The following is a 20,954-nucleotide window of genomic DNA, read 5'->3' as shown; positions in this document are numbered from 1 at the left end:
TGACAAGAGCATGAGCTTTCATTATGATTAGTATCAAGTTTTAGTATCTGGTACTAATTATAATGAAATGAGGTGCTTTTAATGACGCTTGATTTCAACCGTTCCATCTCCTCCAACTCAATCATTACAGCAATCGGCTCTTACGTTCCCGAGAAGAAACTTACGAATGAAGATTTAGAAAAAATGGTCGACACATCAGACGATTGGATCCTTCAACGAACAGGAATTAGTGAACGCCGGGTCGCGGCTGAGCATGAATTTACATCCGACCTTGCCATAAGCGCTGTTAAAAATATGATGGAGAGCTACGGCTGCCAAATAAACGACGTCGATTACATTATCGTAGCCACTTCCACTCCTGACACCATATTCCCAAGCGTGGCGGCTAGAGTCCAAGCAATCTTCGCGATTCAAAACTGCGGGGCGATTGATATTAGCGCAGCATGCGCCGGTTTTACGGCAGGCCTTCAGCTTGCGAATGGGCTAATCTTGTCCGGCGCTTACCGAAAAATACTAGTTATAGGCGCAGAAACTTTGACTAAAATAACGGACTACACCGATCGAACCACTTGTATTTTGTTCGGTGACGGAGCGGGCGTGGTATTGCTTGAGCGCGCGGAGGACGGCAAAGGCTCCTTGCTTGCCTCTTATTCCTCTACCGATGGGAATGGCGGCCACCACGTTTATTTAAGCCATTTGTCTGACGCTATCGGCTGTCATTCTATTTCAAGCAAAGGCAAGCTGGTGCAAAATGGCCGAGAAGTTTACCGCTGGGCGGTCAGTCAAGTTGCGGAAGGGGTAACCGATTTGCTCGCTCGAAGCGGCCTAACCGTGGAAGAACTGGATTGGTTCGTGCCTCATAACGCCAATCAACGCATTATTTCTGCCATTTGCGAACGGATTGGCTTTCAAGAGGAAAAGGCGCTCTCCAGCATAGCCCACTACGGGAACACTTCAGCAGCATCCATACCGCTCGCTCTTCACGATGCCGTACGCGAAGGCAAAATAAAAGCCGGGCATACTATGCTGCTTCATGGTTTTGGGGCAGGGCTGACACAAGCGGGCGTCGTGCTTCGTTGGCATTTGGCCTAATAAAGAGGATGTCCGCACTGCAACATGCAGCTTCGGGCATCCTCTTTTACAATATTTAAGCTAATGCAAGTGTAAATCGATCCGGCGAAAAAAGGGTTGGCGTTATGCCACGATCCACGCCCTCTAACATATCTCCAACCATTTTGGATGTAACGGGACTAAGCAAAATGCCGTTTCGATAATGTCCGGCTGCCATCATAATAGTAGGATCGCCCAGTACTCGCCCAATAAGCGGCAGTCCATCAGGTGTAGCTGGACGAAGCCCCGCCCAACGACAAGCCGTTCCTTTGGAGGTCAGCCCAGGAAACCAGCGGTCGCTTGCGCGAAGCAGCCGATTGATGCCCTTTTCCGTCACATCCGTCACGAATCCGGACACATCCTCGGAAGCGCCGCATACAATTTGACCGTTGCGTTTCGCAACCCAATACGCCTGACTGGAAAACACCATATGCCGGATGTCCTCCGAGCCTCCCGGAAAGGAACAAATTTGGCCTCTGATGGGATGGACCGGAATGTGGATGCCAAGCCAGCGCTCGAACTGACCCGACCAGGCTCCTGAACAGAAGACGGCCAGATCGCCGCTAACGGCATCCTCTAACCTTTCCATACGTACCGTTGCGCCCGAGAAGCCATGGACGGTAATTTCCTGTAGCGAGCCCGCCTGTTCATAAATGACCACCCCGCGTCTCCTGCAAGCCGCCTCCAACGCGGCAACCAAAGCAGGTGCAAACACATGGCACTCATGGGGCGAATAAACAGCCGCAAATGCTCGGTTTGCCAATGCGGGCTCCAGCAGTCCAAGCCGACTTCCCTCCACTATTTCCGCTCCTGCGCCCCATTCATTTTGCCAGCGAATTCTAGATTGTGCAGGGAGCAAATCGGCTTCATGCTGCAACAGTCCGATGCTTCCGCTTGGCGACCATTCCGCCGATATGCCAGAGCACCGTTCAATTTCGTTTATCCACTCCGGATATAAATGCAAACTTTCCCGGCATAGATGGAAAAAGGAATCCGGCTGGTCGGTATTTTCCGAGTAGGGCGCCAGCATTCCCGCGGCGGCTCCCGAAGCCTGACCGCCCAGCTTTCCCGGCTCCAACAGCGTTACATTAAAGCCTCTACGCGAAGCCTCATAAGCGCAAGATAGGCCGATAATGCCGCCGCCCAAAACAACGACTGAGCTTGCCATTAGACATGGCTCCAAAGCGATCCCGCTTCATCGCTGCTTGCGGAGGCGTATCGTTTTTTCGGAATACGGCCGGCTTGATAGGCCAGTCTCCCGGCCTCGATAGCCAGCGCGAATGCTTTTGCCATAGCAACCGGATTCATTGCCTTAGCGATCGGTGTGTTGGCTAATATCGCCGAAGCGCCGAGCTCCATCGCCTCCGCCGCATCCTTCGGGGAACCAATTCCCGCATCCACAATAATCGGCACTTTCGCTTCTTCCACAATAAGAGAAAGCGAATACGGATTAAGCAGCCCCAGTCCCGTACCTATTGGAGACGCGCCCGGCATGACCGCAGCAGCCCCCGCTTCCTCCAGCCGCTTGCACAAAATAGGATCGTCAGACGTATAAGGTAGGACAACGAACCCTTCCTTCGCAAGACGTTCCGTCGCTTTGAGCGTTTCTATCGGATCGGGCAGCAGCGTGCGCGGACTGCCGCTAATCTCGATTTTGATCCAATCGCCAAGCCCCGATGCACGCGCCATCCTTGCAATCCGCATAGCTTCGTCAGCCGTTCGCGCACCCGATGTATTTGGCAAAAAGTGAAGCTGCCGATCCATTACGTGCTGAAGGACAGAATCGTCTTCCACTTCCTCCAAATTGACTCTTCTAATGGCAAAGGTGATCACTTCCGTCCCGGAAGCGGCGACGGCTTCTTTCATAACGGCGGGACTTGGAAATCTGCCCGTCCCGAGCAAAAATCTCGATCGGAGCGGTATGCCGCCAATGTTGAGACGATCGGCATTCCCATCTCGCAACATGTCTTTAGCCTCCCCCAACAAATTGAATAAGCTCGACTTTCGCATCGCTTACGAGCTTTGCCGCGCGCCATTTGGTCCGATGGACGATGATGCCGTTTAGCTCTGCCACTATTCGTTTGCCGCTTTGCCCCAGCTCATCGATAAGAGAATCCAAATCGTCTGCCGTCGTCTGCCGTTCCTGCCCGTTTACCCAAATCGTTATGGAGGGCCCGGCAGTTGCCCGTGCATCGCCGATGCCAAAAGGATCGACATTGCCGCTGCTGTAGCCACTTTTTCTAATCGCTGCCAAAAATGAACGACATGTCCCCGCAGGGTCTTCGGAGGCTACAATGGCCGAAACGGCGCAAATCCGCCTCGCGCCCGCCGCTAGCACTTGATCGACATTGCTGAGCGTAATGCCACCAATCGCAACAAACGGTATGCGAATACGGCGCGCCGCCTCCTCTACAAAAGAGGTCGTGACAGCGGAGCGTCCCGGTTTCGTATCCGTCGGGTAAACGGGGCCTACGCCGATGTAATCCGCTCCGGCTTCCTCCGCTGCCAGCGCTTGAGCGATATTATGAGTGGAGATGCCGATAATTTTCCCCTCGCCCATCATCTCTCTCGCTTCCTCGATGGAGAGATCCTCTTGGCCCAAATGGACTCCGTCGGCATCCACTTCAAGTGCGATATCGGGATAATCGTTAACGATAAAAGGCACATCGTACCGCCTGGTCAATTGCCGCAGTACTTTCGCTTCCTCAAGCACTTCCTTGCGAGAGCCGGTTTTATTTCTAAGCTGCAGCATTCCGGCTCCGCCAATGAGCGTCTGCTCCATCACCTCGGCAAGCGACCTGCCCCTATGATGGTTTGCCGCCGTAATGACGTATAATTCAAAATCCCGCCAGCTAACGCACGCCGCCATAGCTCTCCTCCCTTTCATCCGTCCGAGCTAACTTGTCGATCTCTACAACATGACTTAAACATACGCTTAGCGCCGCATCCGGGCTGGACACTCCTTGCACAAGCACCCTGCCGTCCGGGAACAGCACCAGAGCTTCATCATCGTTTAAATGAACCTTTAACAAATAACGGTTGCTTGTCAGGTCCATTCCTAGCTGTATATATCGTTCTTTGAGCCGTTCCAGCTGAAGAGGCGTGCCTAGCGACACTTGATAGGAGTTTCTTCCGCATAAGGCAACCGGGAGGGACGGGGGCTCGCTTTGCACCGAAACATCTTGCCCCTGTTCGACAACACGACGAGTTCTCCCGGCTGGAACGTCCGAGTCCGGTGAACATTGCGGGCAACCCTCTACCGGAGACGGCAGTCGACTTTCCTTCCAGCCAAAATGCCATAAATCGAACGATACCCACGTTCCGCGCATTGCAGCCCGATTGCCGCTCAGCCATTTTAAAGCTTCAATCGCCTGAAGCGAAGCCGCCGTTTCCACCGCTGGAGCGAGTACGCCCCTTATGTCGCAGCTGTCGCCGTCCCCTCCATCCTGTTCGTCTCCTATCAAGCATCGCAGACAAGCTGTTGTTCCAGGCACGAGAACAGCACTCATCCCTTCCGCTCCAGCTACCCCTCCATATACAAATGGAATGCCACTTCTATAACATTCATCGCTGAGGAGCAGCCTTGCGGCGGCATTGTCCGTACCGTCGAGCACGATGTCCGCCTGTGCCAGCAGTATCCCCGCATTATGGCGGTTAACGTCCATAACATGCGGGATAATGGCAACTTCGCTATTAATGGAACGAAGCTTCTCCGCTGCGGCAACAGCCTTTGGAATGGCGGCCAGCGCATCCGCCTCGTTAAACAGCGTTTGCCTTTGCAAATTGCTAGGTTCGACGAAATCGCGGTCCGCAACGGTTACGCTCCCCACTCCCGCCCTTACCAAATGCTGAGCTAGAGATGCGCCAAGCGCCCCGCAGCCGACAATAACCGCTTTTGCCTCCCGCAGCTTCTCTTGTCCTTCGTGCCCGATCGGCGGAAATTTGGTTTGTCTCGAATAGCGATCCGGCCAATGGGCAGGGCCGCCACTAGGCATAGATGGAGCTCCCCGCCGCTTTAAACGCGTCGGATTTCTCTTTCAGACCCGCTTCAATCGCTTCTTTCGTTTCCAGTCCATTCTGAGCTGCATATTCCCGAATATCCTGCGTAATTCTCATACTGCAAAATTTAGGGCCGCACATGGAGCAGAAATGGGCCGATTTGGCCGCCTCCGCCGGCAACGTCTCATCGTGATAAGCCATCGCGCGCTCCGGATCAAGCGACAGGTGGAACTGATCCCGCCAGCGGAATTCGAACCGAGCTTTGGACAAAGCGTCGTCGCGCATTTTGGCACGGGGATGTCCTTTTGCCAAGTCGGCGGCATGCGCTGCGATTTTATACGTAATGACCCCTTCTTTGACATCCTCTTTGTTCGGCAAGCCCAAATGCTCCTTCGGCGTTACGTAACAAAGCATTGCCGTACCAAACCAACCGATCATTGCCGCACCGATGGCCGATGTAATATGATCGTAGCCCGGCGCAATATCGGTCGTTAGCGGCCCAAGCGTATAGAATGGCGCTTCGTCGCAAACGGCGAGCTGGCGAGTCATATTTTCCTGAATCAAATGCATCGGGACATGGCCCGGTCCTTCAATCATGACCTGCACATCGTGCTTCCAAGCGATTTTGGTCAATTCGCCAAGCGTATCCAGCTCGGCAAACTGCGCTTCATCGTTTGCATCCGCAATCGATCCCGGCCTGAGGCCGTCCCCAAGCGAAAACGAGACGTCGTATTGCTTCATGATGAGGCAAATTTCCTCGAAATGCGTATACAGAAAATTTTCTTTATGATGGGCAAGACACCAGGCAGCCATAATGGAGCCGCCGCGAGATACGATTCCTGTCACTCGTTTGGCAGTTAACGGAATATACCGAAGCAGCACGCCGGCATGAATCGTAAAATAATCGACGCCTTGCTCCGCCTGCTCGATGAGCGTATCGCGGAACACTTCCCAGCTTAAATCCTCCGCTTTGCCGTTTACTTTCTCCAGCGCTTGATAGATTGGAACCGTGCCTACCGGCACAGGCGAATTACGGACGATCCATTCCCTAGTCGTATGTATGTTTTTGCCGGTAGACAGATCCATAATCGTATCCGCTCCCCAGCGCGTCGCCCAAGTCATTTTTTCAACCTCTTCCTCAATGGAGGAAGCAACGGCGGAGTTGCCGATATTGGCATTGATTTTGACATGGAACGCACGTCCGATAATCATCGGCTCGCTTTCCGGATGGTTAATATTTGCCGGAATTATGGCACGGCCCGCCGCTATCTCGTCGCGGACAAACTCGGGAGCCATTCCTTCACGAATCGCAATATATTCCATCTCCGGCGTAATGCGTCCTTGCCTCGCATAATGAAGCTGAGTCACATTGCTGCCTTCCTTGGCCCGCAGCGGCGTCGAACTCGTTTTTGGAAACAGCTCCGCTCCCTTCGAAGCGGCCTTCTCCATCGTTTGAAAGCCGTTATCCTCCGGACGAATTTCGCGGCCGTCGTAACGCTCCACATCTCCTCGTTCAATTATCCAAGCTTCGCGAAGCGGCAACAAGCCGGCCCTAACATCTGCCGTGTACTCTGTATCTGTGTAAGGACCGCTGGAGTCGTATACATGCACAGGCTCATTAGGCAGCGTTTCGCCGTTTCTCCCTTGGCTTTCCGTCAAAGCGATTTCGCGCATCGGTACTGCGATTGAAGGATGAGACCCCTTCACATATACTTTGCGGCTTCCTGGCAATGGGGTTGTAAGCATAACAAAAAACCTCCCGAATGGAATATTGGAAATTCCACCTGGAGGCATACTCAGTCATATTGGAAAAGTTAAGGACGCTGCAAATCTGCTGCATTCGTAATTTGCAGTACCAGTTCCTAGGGAGCGGCATACGGCAAACGAAGCTTATGATCGCAAACGCTTGATTCAGCCGCAAACCTACAACAGGCGGCCGATTCCCACTTTCCTACGCTGGCATGACCCAGATCAGGTTCAAAGGGACCAAAGCGAATGCTTTATCTCAGCCTTGCGGCGCCCCTAGTGGATTTCCTTGTTAGACTATAACGCCAGCGAATCGTCGCTGTCAATCCTTTTTTACAATCGTATCTTGTTTTGGAAAAGGCCCGCTTTTCTGGCAGCCATATAAACAATGACAACAAGCGGTCCAATAAAGACGCCGATAACGCCGACCAGCTTAAAGCCTACATAAAGGCTGATCAAAGCTGGAAGCGCCCCGATTCCAACGGAATCTCCCAAAATTTTCGGCTCAACGATGCGCCTGAATACAGTAATAAACACGAACAAAATGATGAGCCCGATGCCCGTAAATAGATCGCCTGTCAAAATCAGATAAGACGCCCAAGGCACAAGGACGGAGCCCGTACCCAATATAGGCAAAATATCGACTATAATAATGAGCAAAGCGATCGCCATCGGATATTTAATTCCTAAAATAAGCAGGCCTGCGAGCGAAATAACATACGTCATCGCACTCAAAATAATTTGCGACCGAAGAAAACCAAAAATCGATTTTCTCAGGTTGTCCAGCACCTGATCCACTTGCGGACGCGATGACTCTTCAAAAAACGACAGCACCGAAGCTTTCATCGTATTGAGGCTGAAGCTGAACATGTAGACCGCCACCAAAAAGACGATAAAAAAGATAAACATGCCCGGCAAAGTGGAAGCAAACGTCACGATAGTGGTCGACAGCTTTCCAACCATCGCCGTAATCGTATCTGTCAATTTAAGCAAATATTGCTCGAAAGTCGCCACTGCGTCGGGAGGAAGATTTTGATATAGGCCTCTCGCATCGACAAGCAGTTGATCGACAAACTGATTCGCATCTTCAAAAAACTTCGGCACCTTTTGGAAAAAGGCGATGAGCTCGGCTACAATTTTGATGCCAAGAAGCGCAATTAAGCCAAGCAATATAACCGTAAACAAGGTGCTTGAAATGACGGATGCAACAAGCCGGTTAAACTTGAACCGTTTCATCAGGAAACCGTTAAGCGGCTCCAAAAAGATCGCGACGACTAGCGCCAGCAAAAACGGAGCCCCTACCGTAAACAGCAAGTAGATCAGAAATAAGCCGACTGCGATCAGTACGATAGTCCTTATAGACATGCGTTACCCCTCCTCCCTTTACTACTATTCAAGTATGGCGCTGCGCATGTGGAAATTAACATCGTTGTAATACATATCTTTCACAAGCAGGTTCGGTCCGCAGCATGAGGCCGCAGGACAATGGCAATTGACGCTTTGCGCGAGGGAATGGCCCAGCCATCTGTCGAACAGCTCGTCCAGCTTCGAATCCGCAATATTGCCGAATGCGGGAACATCGGAAAAATCGGTCACATATACATCTCCGGAAAATAAATTGACGTTCAGCCGGTTTCGACCGTCTGGGTCGTTGCGGACCGTCACATTGTTCTCGCGCGCAAGCCTTGTTAGCAAGCGGCGTTCTTCCGAATCGTTGCTGCATTGATAAAAAGGCAGCGTGCCAAAAAGCATCCAAACCGACGGGTCCCGCGTATCAAGCAGCAGTTCAATCGACTTCCGCATTTGCTCCCTTGTGATGACAGGCAAATCTTTTGCAAACGAGCTCGGGTACATCGGATGCACCTCATGACGGGCACAGCCCATCTCCACAATGAGCCGATGGATTTCGTCTATTTTGTCGTGCGTGCGATAGTTGATCATCGATTCCGCGGACACAAGCACCCCGGCCTGACTAAGCCTTTGCGCATTTTCAATCATCCGGTTGTACAGTTTGGCTGCCGCGTCGCGGGAAACATGATGACCGGCTTTGGCGAATCCGACCTGATGGAAATCGTCTGCGTTCGTATAGTTGAACGAAATATGCATCACGTCCAAATAGGGCGCAAGCCCTTCATACCGGCTATAAGGAAGCGTGACATTGGAATTGATTTGCGAACGGACGCCGCGGCCGCGCGCATATTGAAGAAGGGGAACCATATAATCCTTAACCGTTCGATCGGAGAAGGTTGGCTCGCCTCCTGTAATGCTTATCGTTTCCAGATGCTCGACTTCTTCGAGCCGATTGATCATGTCCCGCACGGGGATTTTGTCCGGCTCAGTCATTACAAGCGTGTCGCCTACAGCGCAATGCTCGCATCTCATATTGCATAGATTGGTCACAGTCATCTCCACGCTGGTCAAACGGTGTTGTCCATACTGCCGGAGCGATCTTATCGGGTCCCATGGATCGTTCGTCGGGGAGAGAGGGGTAAGCTTTGAGGTCTCTTTGCTTTCGGTCAACTCATTTTTAAAATCTAGCATGTTCATTCATTCAGCACCTGACTTCATAATCTCATAATAACACTTATCTTTTATTGTAATGTCAGACGGGCCGGGAAGCAAATCCAAACGCATAAAAAAAGAGCCAGTAATCGGCCCCCTTCATATTCTCTCTTATATGCCGGATACTAGCGGCACTTCGTTTTCTTGGTCATTGACCCCAACGATCATAACCGTAAGCTGCTTGGACAAGTCGACCTCGTAAGGAATTTTCAGCTCCTCGCCCGCTTCGTTGTACAATACTCTTACGATCGGACGATGCGGATAGCTGTAATTGAGATCCACGACGACGCCTTTTTCACCTGTTTGCAAAGTAACCGTAATTCCAATAGGGTAAATGGCTACCTTATCGCGGAACAGTTGGAGCATACGCTGCTCGTAAAGCGTTCCCGTCCCCGCATACAATCGTTCCATCGCATCATGAGGAAGAATAGGGGAACGATACACCCGGTTTGTCGTCATTGCGTCGTAAGAATCGACCAGACCGATCCATTTGGCATAATCGTGAATCTCGTTGCCTTTAATGCCTCTTGGATATCCGCTGCCGTCAAGCCGTTCATGGTGCTGAAAAGCGCAATGCGCTACGATCAAAGGCAAATTAGGCTCGTCTTTCAGCATTTCAAATCCGATTTGCGCATGGCCTTTCATTAATTCGAACTCGTCCGTAGACAGAGAGCCCGGTTTCTTCAGCACATCGGTTGAAATTTGCGTCTTTCCGATATCGTGCAACAGCGCTCCCATTCCGAGAGTCATCACCTCGTCGCGAGAGTAGCCGTTTGCCATTCCAAGCAAAGTCGTATACACGCACACATTCAGCGAATGCTGGAACAAATAATGATCCACCGTTCCCATGTTCATCAGCATAATCATCGCTTCTTTATGATTGGACAAATCATCGATAATGGAGCTCATCAATTTTCGAAAAGGCTGGGCGATATAAGGGTAAGTAACACCCTTCTTGTTTCTCGGACGATCCATCATATCGCGGAAGCTCGTGCGAATTTCTTTGATGGCCATTCTGAACGTATCCTCGCTAATCAAGGTTGGCGCCTGTATATCTTCCGTCCGGGCATCTTCTATATATACATATTGAACGCCGCATTGCTCCAGCCTTGCAATTAGACGCGCCGTTAGCTCCATATGTTTACCGAGTAGGACGATGCCATCTTCGGAAAAAATCTTTTTGGCGAGCTTCATCCCTGGCTCGCATTGCGAAATGGGCAGCAAACGCATCGTCTCGGTCCTCCCTTTATGACTTCTATACTATATACATCGGAGCAAACCGCTTGTAATGTTAATTTACGTGAAAAACGACAAAACCGCAACCATTTTATACTAATTTTCCGACAAAAACCGCCATTTTCTCCCCTATTTTGTTCACACAAATTTAATTGGTCAACCATCTCGGGATAAGGCAGTTTTGCAGCGTTTGTTCACTCGCCAGTTCAAATGCGACGACATCTCTTAAAAATTCGGGCATAAAAAACTGAAAGCTCTCGGCATCGGCAAGCGATTCGTATCCCGCCCTAAAGCTGAACATGTCAATCGTTCCGACGGAATAAATTCGCTCCTCCCGCAACGGCTCTCCCCCGACCAAAACGGATTCGATTTTGCTCATGGGCGGATGGTCAAAGCGGCAATTGATCGTCAAACCATCTACGGCAAGCGTGCCAAGCCAATCTCCTCGAAAGCCGTAGCCTCTGAGCGGCTTATGTATGTATTCGTCAAGAAGCGATTGTTCGAGGGCGATTTTTAATTGACCGCCTGAAATTCGCATTAAGCAAGGATTAACCGGCGAAGGACACAACGCATGCAGCTCTCCAGCCGTCACGTCGCCGGCCGCCAGTCCTCCGAGCATCTGTCCCGTATTGACCAATCCGATTTCCGCTCCCGTCCAGCGGCGAAGTCCGGCCGCCATCAAGTTGCCAAGCGGAGATTCACGCTCCAGCTTGAACGTGAGGGGATTGCTTAAGCGAGCAACGACCTTTTGCAGCCGCTGCTTTCCCGTCTCCTTGTACTTATGAATAACCGCCGCCGCTTCATCCCGCTCCGGAAACGCTCCAGTCAGGATACATTCCGCCGAAATAGAAGGCGACTTTTGCCCCGGTTCGAAGACAATGACAATACGTCCAACGTAATCACCGTATTTCCCGGCAGCGCAAATTGTCGTCTCTCCTATTTGGATCGGTTCCTCCAGCAAATGGTGGGTATGGCCTCCCAAAATGAGGTCAATGCCCCTGACTTCCTCCGCCATTCTTCGATCCGAAGGTAGTCCTAAATGAGACATCACCACAACCAGATCGCATTCCGATCTGATCTTGTTCACTTCCTCTTGAATAACGGGCACAGGATCGACTGTAGACCAACCAAGCAGCGAATAGAACTCATGGAAATTGGCCGTCGCTCCAATTATGCCGATTCGGATGCCGTTTTTTTCAATGAAGTGATGAGCCTTCATCCAGTCGGGACGCTCTCCCGTCTCCTTCCATTTCATGTTCGCGCATACAACGGCAAAACAAGTCTGTGAGCGATAAAGTTCGGTGAGTACATCGGAAGAATAAGTAAGTCCTTCATTATTGCCCAGCGTCACCGCTTCATAACCCGCCTCGCAAAGCAGCTCAACGTTGACCAAACCTTCGCTGCCTTCCGTCTCCATGCGCATACGATCCAGATGGTCGCCGATGTCGAGAGCAAGCACACGGTCTGCTCCCCATACTCGTCTCTCCTCCGCAATAATCGTTGCGATCCGGGCGGCATTTTCAAGACGGCTATGGATGTCATTGCTATGCAAGAGCACAATCTGCGCTCGCTCGAAATTGTTCACCATCACCCCACGCCTCCCATTGCGGCATTTCACCGTTTTCCGCCAATTTTATATTCGTGAAACGAAAGCTCCGCTTGAAATGCGCACACCTGCGCGTACGCCTAAGCAGAAGCTCAACCTCCGATTTGGGACATTCTTCGATCCGTTGGGACATGGCTTAACTCGCCGTTTGCCAATTTGGCCGCCATTTCATGATTTTCCGGCTTAATGTCCATTGCCTTGGCAAACATATCAAGCATTGCACTCCGATCGCCGAGAGCGCTCTTTACATTTAGTTCATCCACCCAATACAGACAAGGCTTCAAGTTGCCGTCAGCCGTTAGTCTTAACCGGTTGCAGCTTTTACAGAAATGATCGCTAATGGGATGAATAAGACCAAACGAGCCTATGCCGCCTTCCATCGTCCAATCTTCAGACGGCCCGTTTCCTTGCATATCATGGCGCCTTGAAATGCGGTAATGTTCCTCCGCCACTTCCAAAACACGCGTTAAGGGCAAATACGATTTCCGCCAATGATCGTCGGCATGACCGATCGGCATATATTCAATAAATCGGATATGAAGAGGCTGCTCGTAAGCCAGTTTCAAAAACTGGGCAATCTCATCCTCGTTAATTCCTTTCAATAGAACACAATTCAGCTTAATGGGATGAAAGCCAGCCTTTGCCGCTTCCTCAATCCCTTCCATTACCCTTCTAAGCTCACCTCGTCTTGCGATAAAAGCGAACCGTCCCGGGTCCAAAGTATCGAGGCTGATATTGACCCGGTTAAGGCCGGCTGCTTTAAGCGCTGCCGCTTGCTTCGCCAAAAAGATACCGTTTGTCGTCAAAGCTATATCTTCTATGCCGGGAATACGGGACAACCTTGCGATCAATTGATCCAGCCTCGGCCGCACCAGCGGCTCTCCGCCCGTAATTCTAAGCTTGGAAATGCCTAAGGAAGCACCTGCCTCCACCACTTCCACGATTTCATCATAGCTGAGCAAATTGGACGGTTCTTCAAACTCGACTCCATCCTCCGGCATGCAGTACACGCAGCGCAAATTGCATCGATCCGTCACCGATATGCGCAAATAATTATGACTTCGTCCGAATCGGTCCGTTAACGCTGACATGGCTTGCACTCCCTTCATTCGTACCTCTTAGCATAACATTTTTTTTCGATCTATGGTATTCTAGAGTCATCCCTTCCATTACATACGAGAGGTTCCACTCCATGAACTATAATTGGAAAATCAAACTATTTGCCGGCCTCCAAGAACGGCTTGGAAGCCGCGAGCTGCTTCTCACTTTAAGCGAAGAAATCGTGAGCGCAGCCGAGCTGAAAGAACAGATCATTAGCCTGTTTCCCGAACAAGCCGCGCTCGTCCGCGTCTCTTTTGTTGCGCGGAATCACTCTTATGCACCGGATGAGCAGCCGCTTCATGTAAATGACGACTTGGCCTTGCTCCCGCCGGTATCCGGCGGAGAGGAACGCAGCCGCGATCAAATAAATACAGAACAACAGCTTTATACAGTGACAGAGGAGCCTATTGTGTCGGATGAAGTTCTGAATAAAATCATCTCGCCAAAACATGGCGCTTCAATCGTGTTTGTCGGTACGACTCGGGAATGGACGAACGGACAGCAAACCGTGCGGCTGGAGTACGAGGCTTACGAGCCGATGGCGGTTGCAACCATGCGACAAATCGGCAATGAAATCAATGAGCGCTGGCCGGGTGCCTTATGCGCCATCAGCCATAGAGTAGGCGTTGTGGAGCTAGCCGAAATTAGCGTCGTTATCGCAGTATCCGCCCCCCATCGGGAAGGCTGTTACGAAGCTAGCCGCTACGCTATTGAACGGCTCAAACAAATTGTTCCCATTTGGAAAAAGGAAGTTTGGGCGGACGGCTCCCAGTGGATGGGCCATCAGCAGGGACCTTGGAACCCTACTGAGTCTATAACGGACTAACCGGAAGGAGCTTGCGCCATGAATCAGCCTCATGAAAGATATTCCAGACAGATCCGATTTACCCCCATTGGCGCAGTCGGTCAAACGAAATTAGCGGAAGCGAGAGCTGTCGTTATTGGCATGGGGGCGCTAGGCTCTGTGCTCGCGCAGCATTTGGTTCGCTCCGGCGTTGGCTTTGTCCGAATTATCGACCGCGACATTGTCGAATGGAGCAACTTGCAGCGCCAGATGCTGTATACGGAGCAAGATGCGATGGACATGCTTCCCAAAGCGGATGCAGCCGCGGCCAGACTGCGCGCTATCAATAGCGAAGTCGACGTACAGCCTATCGCAGCTGATTTGTCTTCGCTCAATGCCGAGGAATTGTTGGATGGCGCAGACCTCATTTTGGATGGCACCGACAATTTCTCCGTTCGGTATTTAATCAATGACTACAGCGTTAAATATGGCGTGCCTTGGATTTACGGAGGCGCTGTTGGCGCTTCCGGCATGACGATGACAGTTGTTCCGGGCGATACTCCCTGCTACCGCTGCTTGTTCCCCGAACATCCACTGCCCGGCGCAGCCGACACTTGCGAAACGGCAGGCGTTATATCTCCCGTCATCGACGTCATTGCTTCCATTCAAGCAACGGAAGCATTAAAACTTTTGTCTGGCCGGCGGGAAACTCTGCATCGCACTTTAATGCAAATTGACCTATGGAGCCACAGCTGGTTGCCTTTGGCGATTTCGAATTCCCGCCGCCTGGACTGTCCGACCTGCGCGTTGCATCAATTCGATCATTTGTCGCAAAGGCGCCTAGAGCCTATTGCTGCAGCGCTATGCGGTCGACAATCCGTTCATATCACTCCCGCTGTTTTGACGGAGCTTCAATTGGAGGCAATGGAAAACCTTCTGTCCAATGCAGGTGAAGTGACCCGGAACGCCTTTCTTTTAAAGCTTAAAATGTCTAGCGGCATGACCTTTGTTTTATTCCGGGATGGCCGCGCTATCATTCAAGGGACCGAGGATTCGACAAAAGCAAGATCGATTTATGCTGAATTATTAGGTATTTAGCATCATTTATAAGTACCTCATATTGCCATTATGACAATAGATTGCTACTATTAAACATTATAAAAGCTATATACAATTGTTTTGATTGAAATAATTATTAGAGGTGTCTCTATGAGGATTCATGTAACTGATTTGCTAGACGGAGACCAATTGAGCAGCGATATCTTTAATAATTACGGGCTGCATGTGCTCTCCAAGGGAACAAAGCTGTTCAAAACCGAAATTTCTCGATTGCTCCAACATCAAATTGATTACGTAGAAATTGAGAACCGCATAGAACCATCTATGGAGCTAGAAGGCCGCACACTGGAATCTACCGTAAATCCAAAATGGCTTCCTAAAGTGCAGCCGATCTACGAAAACGCTGTCAAAAGCTTCGAAAGCTTTTTTTCTACTGCTCTAGAGACGGGAATAGTTAGCGACAACGACGTTACGGCAGTGCTTCAGCCGCTTCTAAACAACTTGCAGCTTGAGCGGGATGTCGTCTCCATGCTCTTGCTCCTTAATACGCAAGACAATTATACGTATCAGCATTCCGTTCAAGTCAGCATGTTGTCTTATTATTTGGCGACATGGCTCGGTTACACGCAATCCGAAGCAGCTATGATCGGCAAAGCCGGTTTCCTGCACGACATCGGCAAATGCAAAATTCACGATGATATTTTAAATAGGCCGGGCAAACTTTCAAACGAAGAGTTTGAGGAAGTGAAACGCCATACGATCTACGGCCATGATATTATTATGGAATCCTTTAACGACACGACGCTTGCAATCGGCGCTTTGCAGCATCACGAGCGAATGGATGGCAGCGGCTATCCGCATGGGCTTAAAGGCGATGAAATTCATCCCATTTCCAAAATTATCGCTGTCGTCGATATTTACAGTGCCATGATTTCCGCCAGGGTTTACCAGAAAGAACGCGATTTGCTTTACGTTCTTCGCGAGCTGCACCGCCTTAGCTTTGCGGAACTCGACCCTATCACAACCCATACCTTTATCAAACATATGATTCCGAATTTTATCGGCAAACATATTCAGCTCAGCAATGAGCAAATGGGATTAATTGTGATGACTCATCCAACCGAGTTTTTCCGCCCGCTTATTCAAATTGGCGATGAGTTTATCGATATGACGCTGGAACGCGATTATGAAATCAAACATGTTTATTTATAAAAGTTGAATTTGAAAAAATGCCGCTGTGCTCATATTGAGCACAGCGGCATTTTTTCAATAGTACTCGATGTTAGTCGGGCGCATCCAAAAAAAGATGCCCTTTACCTGTACAGCCCAATTAATAAAATAATGTGGGCCAAACATGGGCAAGGGCATCCTTAACCTTTCAAAATCTCCGCAAAATGAACGATTAACCGATACTGCCTTCCATCTCGAACTTGATGAGGCGGTTCATCTCAACCGCGTATTCCATCGGAAGCTCTTTCGTAAACGGCTCGATAAAGCCCATTACGATCATTTGCGTTGCCTCGTCTTCAGAAAGACCGCGGCTCATCAAATAGAAAAGCTGATCTTCGGAAACTTTGGAAACAGTCGCTTCATGCTCGAGTGTAATGTTGTCGTTGAAAATCTCATTGTAAGGAATCGTATCCGAAGTGGACTCGTTATCCAAAATGAGCGTATCGCATTTGATGTTCGCTTTCGCTCCGTCGGAGTTGCGTCCAAAGGAAGCCAGACCGCGGTAAGTAACCTTGCCGCCATGCTTACTGATGGACTTCGACACGATCGTGGAGCTAGTATCCGGCGCCAAATGCGTCATTTTTGCGCCTGCGTCCTGATGCTGGCCTTTACCCGCTACTGCGATGGAAAGCACCATGCCTTTTGCTCCGCGACCACGAAGCACTACAGCCGGATACTTCATCGTCAGCTTGGAACCGATGTTGCCGTCGATCCACTCCATTTGAGCGTTTTCGTCAGCTACCGCACGTTTTGTAACGAGGTTGTAAATGTTCGGTGCCCAGTTTTGGATCGTCGTATAACGAACGCGGGAATCCTTTTTGCAAAGAATTTCTACAACCGCGCTGTGCAACGAGTTCGTGCTATAGATTGGAGCCGTACAGCCCTCTACGTAGTGCACAGAGCTGCCTTCGTCCGCAATAATAAGCGTACGCTCGAATTGGCCCATGTTCTCGGAGTTAATACGGAAATAAGCTTGCAAAGGAATATCGCATTGAACGCCTTTTGGAACGTAGATGAAGCTTCCGCCCGACCAAACCGCGCTGTTCAAAGCCGCAAATTTGTTGTCGTTTGGAGGAATGATCGTTCCGAAATATTCTTTCATCAGTTCCGGATATTCGCGAAGCGCCGTATCTGTATCCGTGAAGATAACGCCTTGCTTCTCAAGATCCTCTTGCATGCTGTGGTAAACAACCTCGGACTCGTATTGAGCGGATACGCCTGCAAGGAACTTTTGCTCCGCTTCAGGAATACCCAGCTTATCGAACGTTTCTTTAATTTCTTGCGGCACTTCTTCCCATGTTTTTCCTTGTTTTTCGGAAGGCTTTACATAGTACTGAATGTCGTTGAAATCAAGATCGTCGAGATCGCCGCCCCAACGCGGATTTTCCATTTTGTAAAACTGCTCAAGCGATTTCAAGCGGAACTCAAGCATCCATTCCGGCTCGTTTTTCATTTCGGAAATCGTACGGACGATTTCAGGCGTCAGACCTTTTCCCGATTGGAAAATGGCCTTATGCTCGTCACGAAAACCGTATTTATATTCTTCCATTTCCGGCATCGATTTTGCCATTGTGCTCACATCCCGTTTTCATTTTCGATCCCTTTGCGCAGCGCGTTCCACGCCAGTGTGGCGCATTTGATGCGTGCAGGGAATTTATTTACACCCGACAATGCTTCAATATCTTCGTTCTCCTCGAACTCTACCGGCTCGCCCTTCATCAGAGCGGAAAACTTCTCCGCCATTCGAATCGCCTGTTCAAAAGAACGACCTTTCACAGCTTCCGTCATCATGGATGCGGAGCTCATGCTGATGGAGCAGCCTTCCCCCGTAAACTTAGCATCGATCACTTTGCCGTCTACCACTTGCAGCTGCAGCGAAATGCGGTCGCCGCAAGTCGGATTGTTCAAGTTGATCGTTACCGCATCGTCCGCGAGCGTCCCTCGGTTGCGAGGATTTTTATAATGATCCATTATGACTCTGCGATACAAATCATCCAATTGCATAACCGAAGAACTCCTTTGTTTGAATTAGTGCGTCAGCCAAACGGTCGACGTCCTCTTCGGTGTTGTATAGATAAAAGCTTGCTCTAGCCGTAGCCGAAACATTCAGCCATCTCATAAGCGGCTGGCAGCAATGGTGGCCTGCTCTAATCGCGATCCCTTTGGAATCGAGCACCGTTGCGACATCATGCGGATGAACGTCTTCCAGATTGAAAGTGACGAGTCCTACCCGATTTTGCTTCGGACCGTAAATCGTAATTCCGTCGATGGATGTCAGCTTATCGTAAGCATATGCCGCGAGCCGCTGCTCATGACGGTCGATTTCCTCCATGCCGATGCTCTCCAGAAAATCGATTGCCGCGCCAAGTCCGACTGCCGCCGCGATCATCGGCGTTCCGCCTTCAAATCGGTAAGGGATTTCCTTCCAAGTCGACTCATACAAATCGACAAAGTCGATCATCTCGCCGCCGTACTCGATAGGCTCCATATTGTTCAACAACGATTTTTTCCCATAAAGAGCGCCAATGCCTGTCGGACCGCACATTTTGTGACCGGAAAACGCATAAAAATCAGCGCCTAAGTCCTGTACGTCGACACGTTTATGCGGTGTGCTCTGCGCGCCGTCCACGACCATAATGGCTCCGTTTCGATGCGCGATTGCCGCAATTTCTTTAATGGGATTGACAACTCCAAGCACATTGGAAGCATAAGTGACGGATACAACCTTAGTATTCGGCGTAATCGTACTTTCTACATCCTCTAGCGAAATCGTGCCGTCAGGCTGCAACGGAATATATTTCAGCGTAGCTCCAGTCGCCTTGGCGGCTTGCTGCCAAGGGATCAGATTGCTGTGATGCTCCATAGGCGTAATGACAATCTCGTCGCCTTCGCCGCAGACCGATCTAGCGTAACCGGAAGCTACCAAATTTAGAGCGGTAGTCGTTCCTCTTGTAAAAATAATTTGCTCCGGCGTTTCCGCGTTCAAAAATGCGGCTACCTTCGCCCGAGCGCCCTCATAGGCGTCCGTTGCCCGGGAGCCAAGCGTATGAACGCCACGATGGACGTTCGCGTTATCGAGCTCATAGTAACGTTTCACCGCATCAATGACGGAGCGCGGCTTCTGGGAAGACGCCGCGCTATCCAGATAAACGAGCGGATGCCCGTTTATCTCTTGATGCAATATCGGGAACTGCTCCCGTATCGCATTTATATTCATCCTTCAAGCTTCCTTTCGAGCAGGCGCTGAAGCTGAGTCCGAACCGCCTCGACCGAAATTTCCGATACGACCGGAGCCAGAAATCCATAAATAATTAAACGTTCAGCGTCTTGCTTGCTTATTCCTCTGGACATCAGGTAATAAACTTGCTCAGGGTTGACTTGGCCTACGCTCGCCGCATGTCCCGCCGTAACGTCGTCCTCGTCGATCAGAAGAATCGGATTGGCGTCGCCGCGCGCTTTAGGGCTCAGCATAAGCACTTTCTCTGTCTGCACGCCGTTCGCCTTAGTTGCGCCGTGTTCGATTTTCGTGATGCCGTTAATGATCGCCGAAGAAGAATCCTTCATCACCGCACGAGTGATCATGTTGCTGTCCGAGCTCTTGCCAAAGTGGACGGCTTGAGTCGTCAGGCTCATTTGTTGAGCGTTTTTGCCAACACTGATTACTTTCACATCCGATGTAGAGCCTTGACCGTTCATAACGGACTTCGTATCCGACAGCGTATTGCCATCGTTGAGATCGCCGAGAATCCATTCTACGCGGCCATCGTTCTCCACTACGGCGCGGCGAACCGTCATGTCGACGCCGCTTGCTCCCAAGGAATGAACGGAACCGAAACGAACGAGCGCTCCCGGCTTAACGAATACTTCCACGATCGACGGCTGTACGAACTCGCCGCTTACCGCTTCTTTGTCCGATACGACGCAGTCGACGTAAGTGACGCGGCTGTTGGCATCGGCTACGATCAAAATATGAGGAGCGAAAGTAGCTTCCGCACGGTCATTGAACAGAATCGCTTGTAGCGGCAACTCGACTTCCACGTTTTTAGGAACATAGACGAATACGCCGCCGTTCCATAGAGCCGCATTCAATGCCGTAAGCTTGTCTTCATCCTTTTTGATCGCTTGGAACAAATACTGTTGAACGAGTTCGCCATGCTCTTTGCATGCCGTCTCAAGGTCTGTAAAAATTACTCCTTTGGCCGCAAGCTCTTCGGACAACTGCTTCCATACAGCGCCGGAATTGCGCTGAACAAGCAAGTTTTCCGTTCCTTCCGACACCAGTTCCTGCACAGTGGCAGGTAGCTCTGCAAGCGAACTTACCGCCGCAGGAGCCTCATAGTTTCCGACAGCCGTTAAATTCCAACGCTCGATGCGAACCTTCTCAGGCTTCGGCCAAGCGATCGTGCCAGCCAGCTCGGCAGCTTCGCCGCGCAGCGCTACGAGCCAATCCGGCTCGCCTTTGCTGCGGGCAATCGCTTCTGCGGTTGCACGGTCAGTCGGAGTGGTTAGTTGTGTACTCAT

The 20,954-nt window shown here is 50.6% G+C and carries 18 protein-coding genes and 1 riboswitch; of the genes, 4 read left to right on the top strand and 14 right to left on the bottom strand.

From position 1 onward, the window contains the following. The first annotated feature begins 81 nt into the window (after window positions 1–81). Window positions 82–1,092 carry a ketoacyl-ACP synthase III gene (locus ACFQZE_RS00190; protein WP_379352414.1) on the top strand — a complete coding sequence of 337 codons (1,011 nt, stop codon included), beginning with the start codon at window positions 82–84 and terminating at the stop codon, window positions 1,090–1,092. A 55-nt stretch (window positions 1,093–1,147) separates the two neighbouring features. Here ACFQZE_RS00190 and thiO read toward each other — a convergent pair whose 3' ends face one another. The 10 genes from thiO to moaA form a co-directional block, all read right to left on the bottom strand. Beyond that, window positions 1,148–2,278, bottom strand: a complete 1,131-nt coding sequence (gene thiO / locus ACFQZE_RS00185) for a glycine oxidase ThiO (protein WP_379352412.1) — start codon at window positions 2,276–2,278, stop codon at window positions 1,148–1,150. After that, the gene (locus tag ACFQZE_RS00180) at window positions 2,278–3,075 is read right to left on the bottom strand and encodes a thiazole synthase (protein ID WP_379352410.1); all 798 of its coding nucleotides are present in this window, start codon (window positions 3,073–3,075) and stop codon (window positions 2,278–2,280) included. Before ACFQZE_RS00180 ends, thiO begins: the two co-directional genes overlap by 1 nt. Window positions 3,076–3,079: 4 nt before the next feature. Then, the gene (gene thiE / locus ACFQZE_RS00175; RefSeq protein ID WP_379352408.1) at window positions 3,080–3,979 is read right to left on the bottom strand and encodes a thiamine phosphate synthase; all 900 of its coding nucleotides are present in this window, start codon (window positions 3,977–3,979) and stop codon (window positions 3,080–3,082) included. Further along, window positions 3,963–5,105 (bottom strand): ThiF family adenylyltransferase, encoded by a 1,143-nt coding sequence (locus ACFQZE_RS00170; RefSeq protein WP_379352406.1) that lies wholly within the window; start codon window positions 5,103–5,105, stop codon window positions 3,963–3,965. Before ACFQZE_RS00170 ends, thiE begins: the two co-directional genes overlap by 17 nt. After that, complete coding sequence (gene thiC / locus ACFQZE_RS00165) at window positions 5,098–6,855, bottom strand: phosphomethylpyrimidine synthase ThiC (RefSeq protein ID WP_379352404.1); 1,758 nt, start codon at window positions 6,853–6,855, stop codon at window positions 5,098–5,100. The genes ACFQZE_RS00170 and thiC overlap by 8 nt, the downstream gene beginning before the upstream one ends. A gap of 185 nt (window positions 6,856–7,040) precedes the next feature. Beyond that, a riboswitch (TPP riboswitch) is annotated at window positions 7,041–7,143 on the bottom strand. A gap of 45 nt (window positions 7,144–7,188) precedes the next feature. Continuing rightward, a complete protein-coding gene (gene ytvI / locus ACFQZE_RS00160; RefSeq protein WP_379352402.1) occupies window positions 7,189–8,220 on the bottom strand; it encodes a sporulation integral membrane protein YtvI in 1,032 nt (343 codons plus the stop codon). Window positions 8,221–8,244: 24 nt separating this feature from the next. Next, on the bottom strand, window positions 8,245–9,402 hold the full coding sequence (gene yfkAB, locus ACFQZE_RS00155) for a radical SAM/CxCxxxxC motif protein YfkAB (RefSeq protein WP_379352400.1): 1,158 nt from the start codon (window positions 9,400–9,402) through the stop codon (window positions 8,245–8,247). A 126-nt stretch (window positions 9,403–9,528) separates the two neighbouring features. Further along, window positions 9,529–10,647 (bottom strand): HD-GYP domain-containing protein, encoded by a 1,119-nt coding sequence (locus ACFQZE_RS00150; RefSeq protein WP_379352398.1) that lies wholly within the window; start codon window positions 10,645–10,647, stop codon window positions 9,529–9,531. 154 nt (window positions 10,648–10,801) lie between these two features. Next, window positions 10,802–12,241, bottom strand: coding sequence for a bifunctional metallophosphatase/5'-nucleotidase (locus ACFQZE_RS00145; protein ID WP_379355423.1), 1,440 nt, complete (start codon window positions 12,239–12,241; stop codon window positions 10,802–10,804). Window positions 12,242–12,351: 110 nt separating this feature from the next. Further along, entirely contained in the window at window positions 12,352–13,350 is a 999-nt protein-coding gene (gene moaA, locus ACFQZE_RS00140; protein ID WP_379352396.1) for a GTP 3',8-cyclase MoaA, read from the bottom strand. Window positions 13,351–13,451: 101 nt separating this feature from the next. On the opposite strand from moaA, the gene ACFQZE_RS00135 reads away from it, so the two are divergent. The 3 genes from ACFQZE_RS00135 (at window position 13,452) to ACFQZE_RS00125 (ending at window position 16,415) form a co-directional block, all read left to right on the top strand. Continuing rightward, window positions 13,452–14,186 (top strand): molybdenum cofactor biosynthesis protein, encoded by a 735-nt coding sequence (locus ACFQZE_RS00135; protein ID WP_379352394.1) that lies wholly within the window; start codon window positions 13,452–13,454, stop codon window positions 14,184–14,186. A gap of 18 nt (window positions 14,187–14,204) precedes the next feature. After that, window positions 14,205–15,242: a ThiF family adenylyltransferase gene (locus tag ACFQZE_RS00130; RefSeq protein ID WP_379352392.1), complete on the top strand. Its 1,038-nt coding sequence runs from the start codon at window positions 14,205–14,207 to the stop codon at window positions 15,240–15,242. 111 nt (window positions 15,243–15,353) lie between these two features. After that, on the top strand, window positions 15,354–16,415 hold the full coding sequence (locus ACFQZE_RS00125; RefSeq protein ID WP_379352390.1) for an HD-GYP domain-containing protein: 1,062 nt from the start codon (window positions 15,354–15,356) through the stop codon (window positions 16,413–16,415). 190 nt (window positions 16,416–16,605) lie between these two features. Here ACFQZE_RS00125 and sufB read toward each other — a convergent pair whose 3' ends face one another. From sufB to sufD, 4 genes are read right to left on the bottom strand one after another with little or no spacing between them, the layout of a single operon-like run. Further along, entirely contained in the window at window positions 16,606–18,003 is a 1,398-nt protein-coding gene (sufB, locus tag ACFQZE_RS00120) for a Fe-S cluster assembly protein SufB (RefSeq protein ID WP_379352388.1), read from the bottom strand. A gap of 5 nt (window positions 18,004–18,008) precedes the next feature. Next, window positions 18,009–18,437: a Fe-S cluster assembly sulfur transfer protein SufU gene (sufU, locus tag ACFQZE_RS00115; protein ID WP_379352386.1), complete on the bottom strand. Its 429-nt coding sequence runs from the start codon at window positions 18,435–18,437 to the stop codon at window positions 18,009–18,011. Then, on the bottom strand, window positions 18,424–19,650 hold the full coding sequence (locus ACFQZE_RS00110; protein ID WP_379352384.1) for a cysteine desulfurase: 1,227 nt from the start codon (window positions 19,648–19,650) through the stop codon (window positions 18,424–18,426). The genes sufU and ACFQZE_RS00110 overlap by 14 nt, the downstream gene beginning before the upstream one ends. Then, window positions 19,647–20,954: a Fe-S cluster assembly protein SufD gene (sufD, locus tag ACFQZE_RS00105; RefSeq protein ID WP_379352382.1), complete on the bottom strand. Its 1,308-nt coding sequence runs from the start codon at window positions 20,952–20,954 to the stop codon at window positions 19,647–19,649. Before sufD ends, ACFQZE_RS00110 begins: the two co-directional genes overlap by 4 nt.

The sequence above is a fragment of the Paenibacillus sp. GCM10027627 genome (assembly GCF_042675505.1).
GTDB lineage: Bacteria > Bacillota > Bacilli > Paenibacillales > Paenibacillaceae > Pristimantibacillus.
This window is presented reverse-complemented; position numbering and strand designations above follow the sequence as displayed.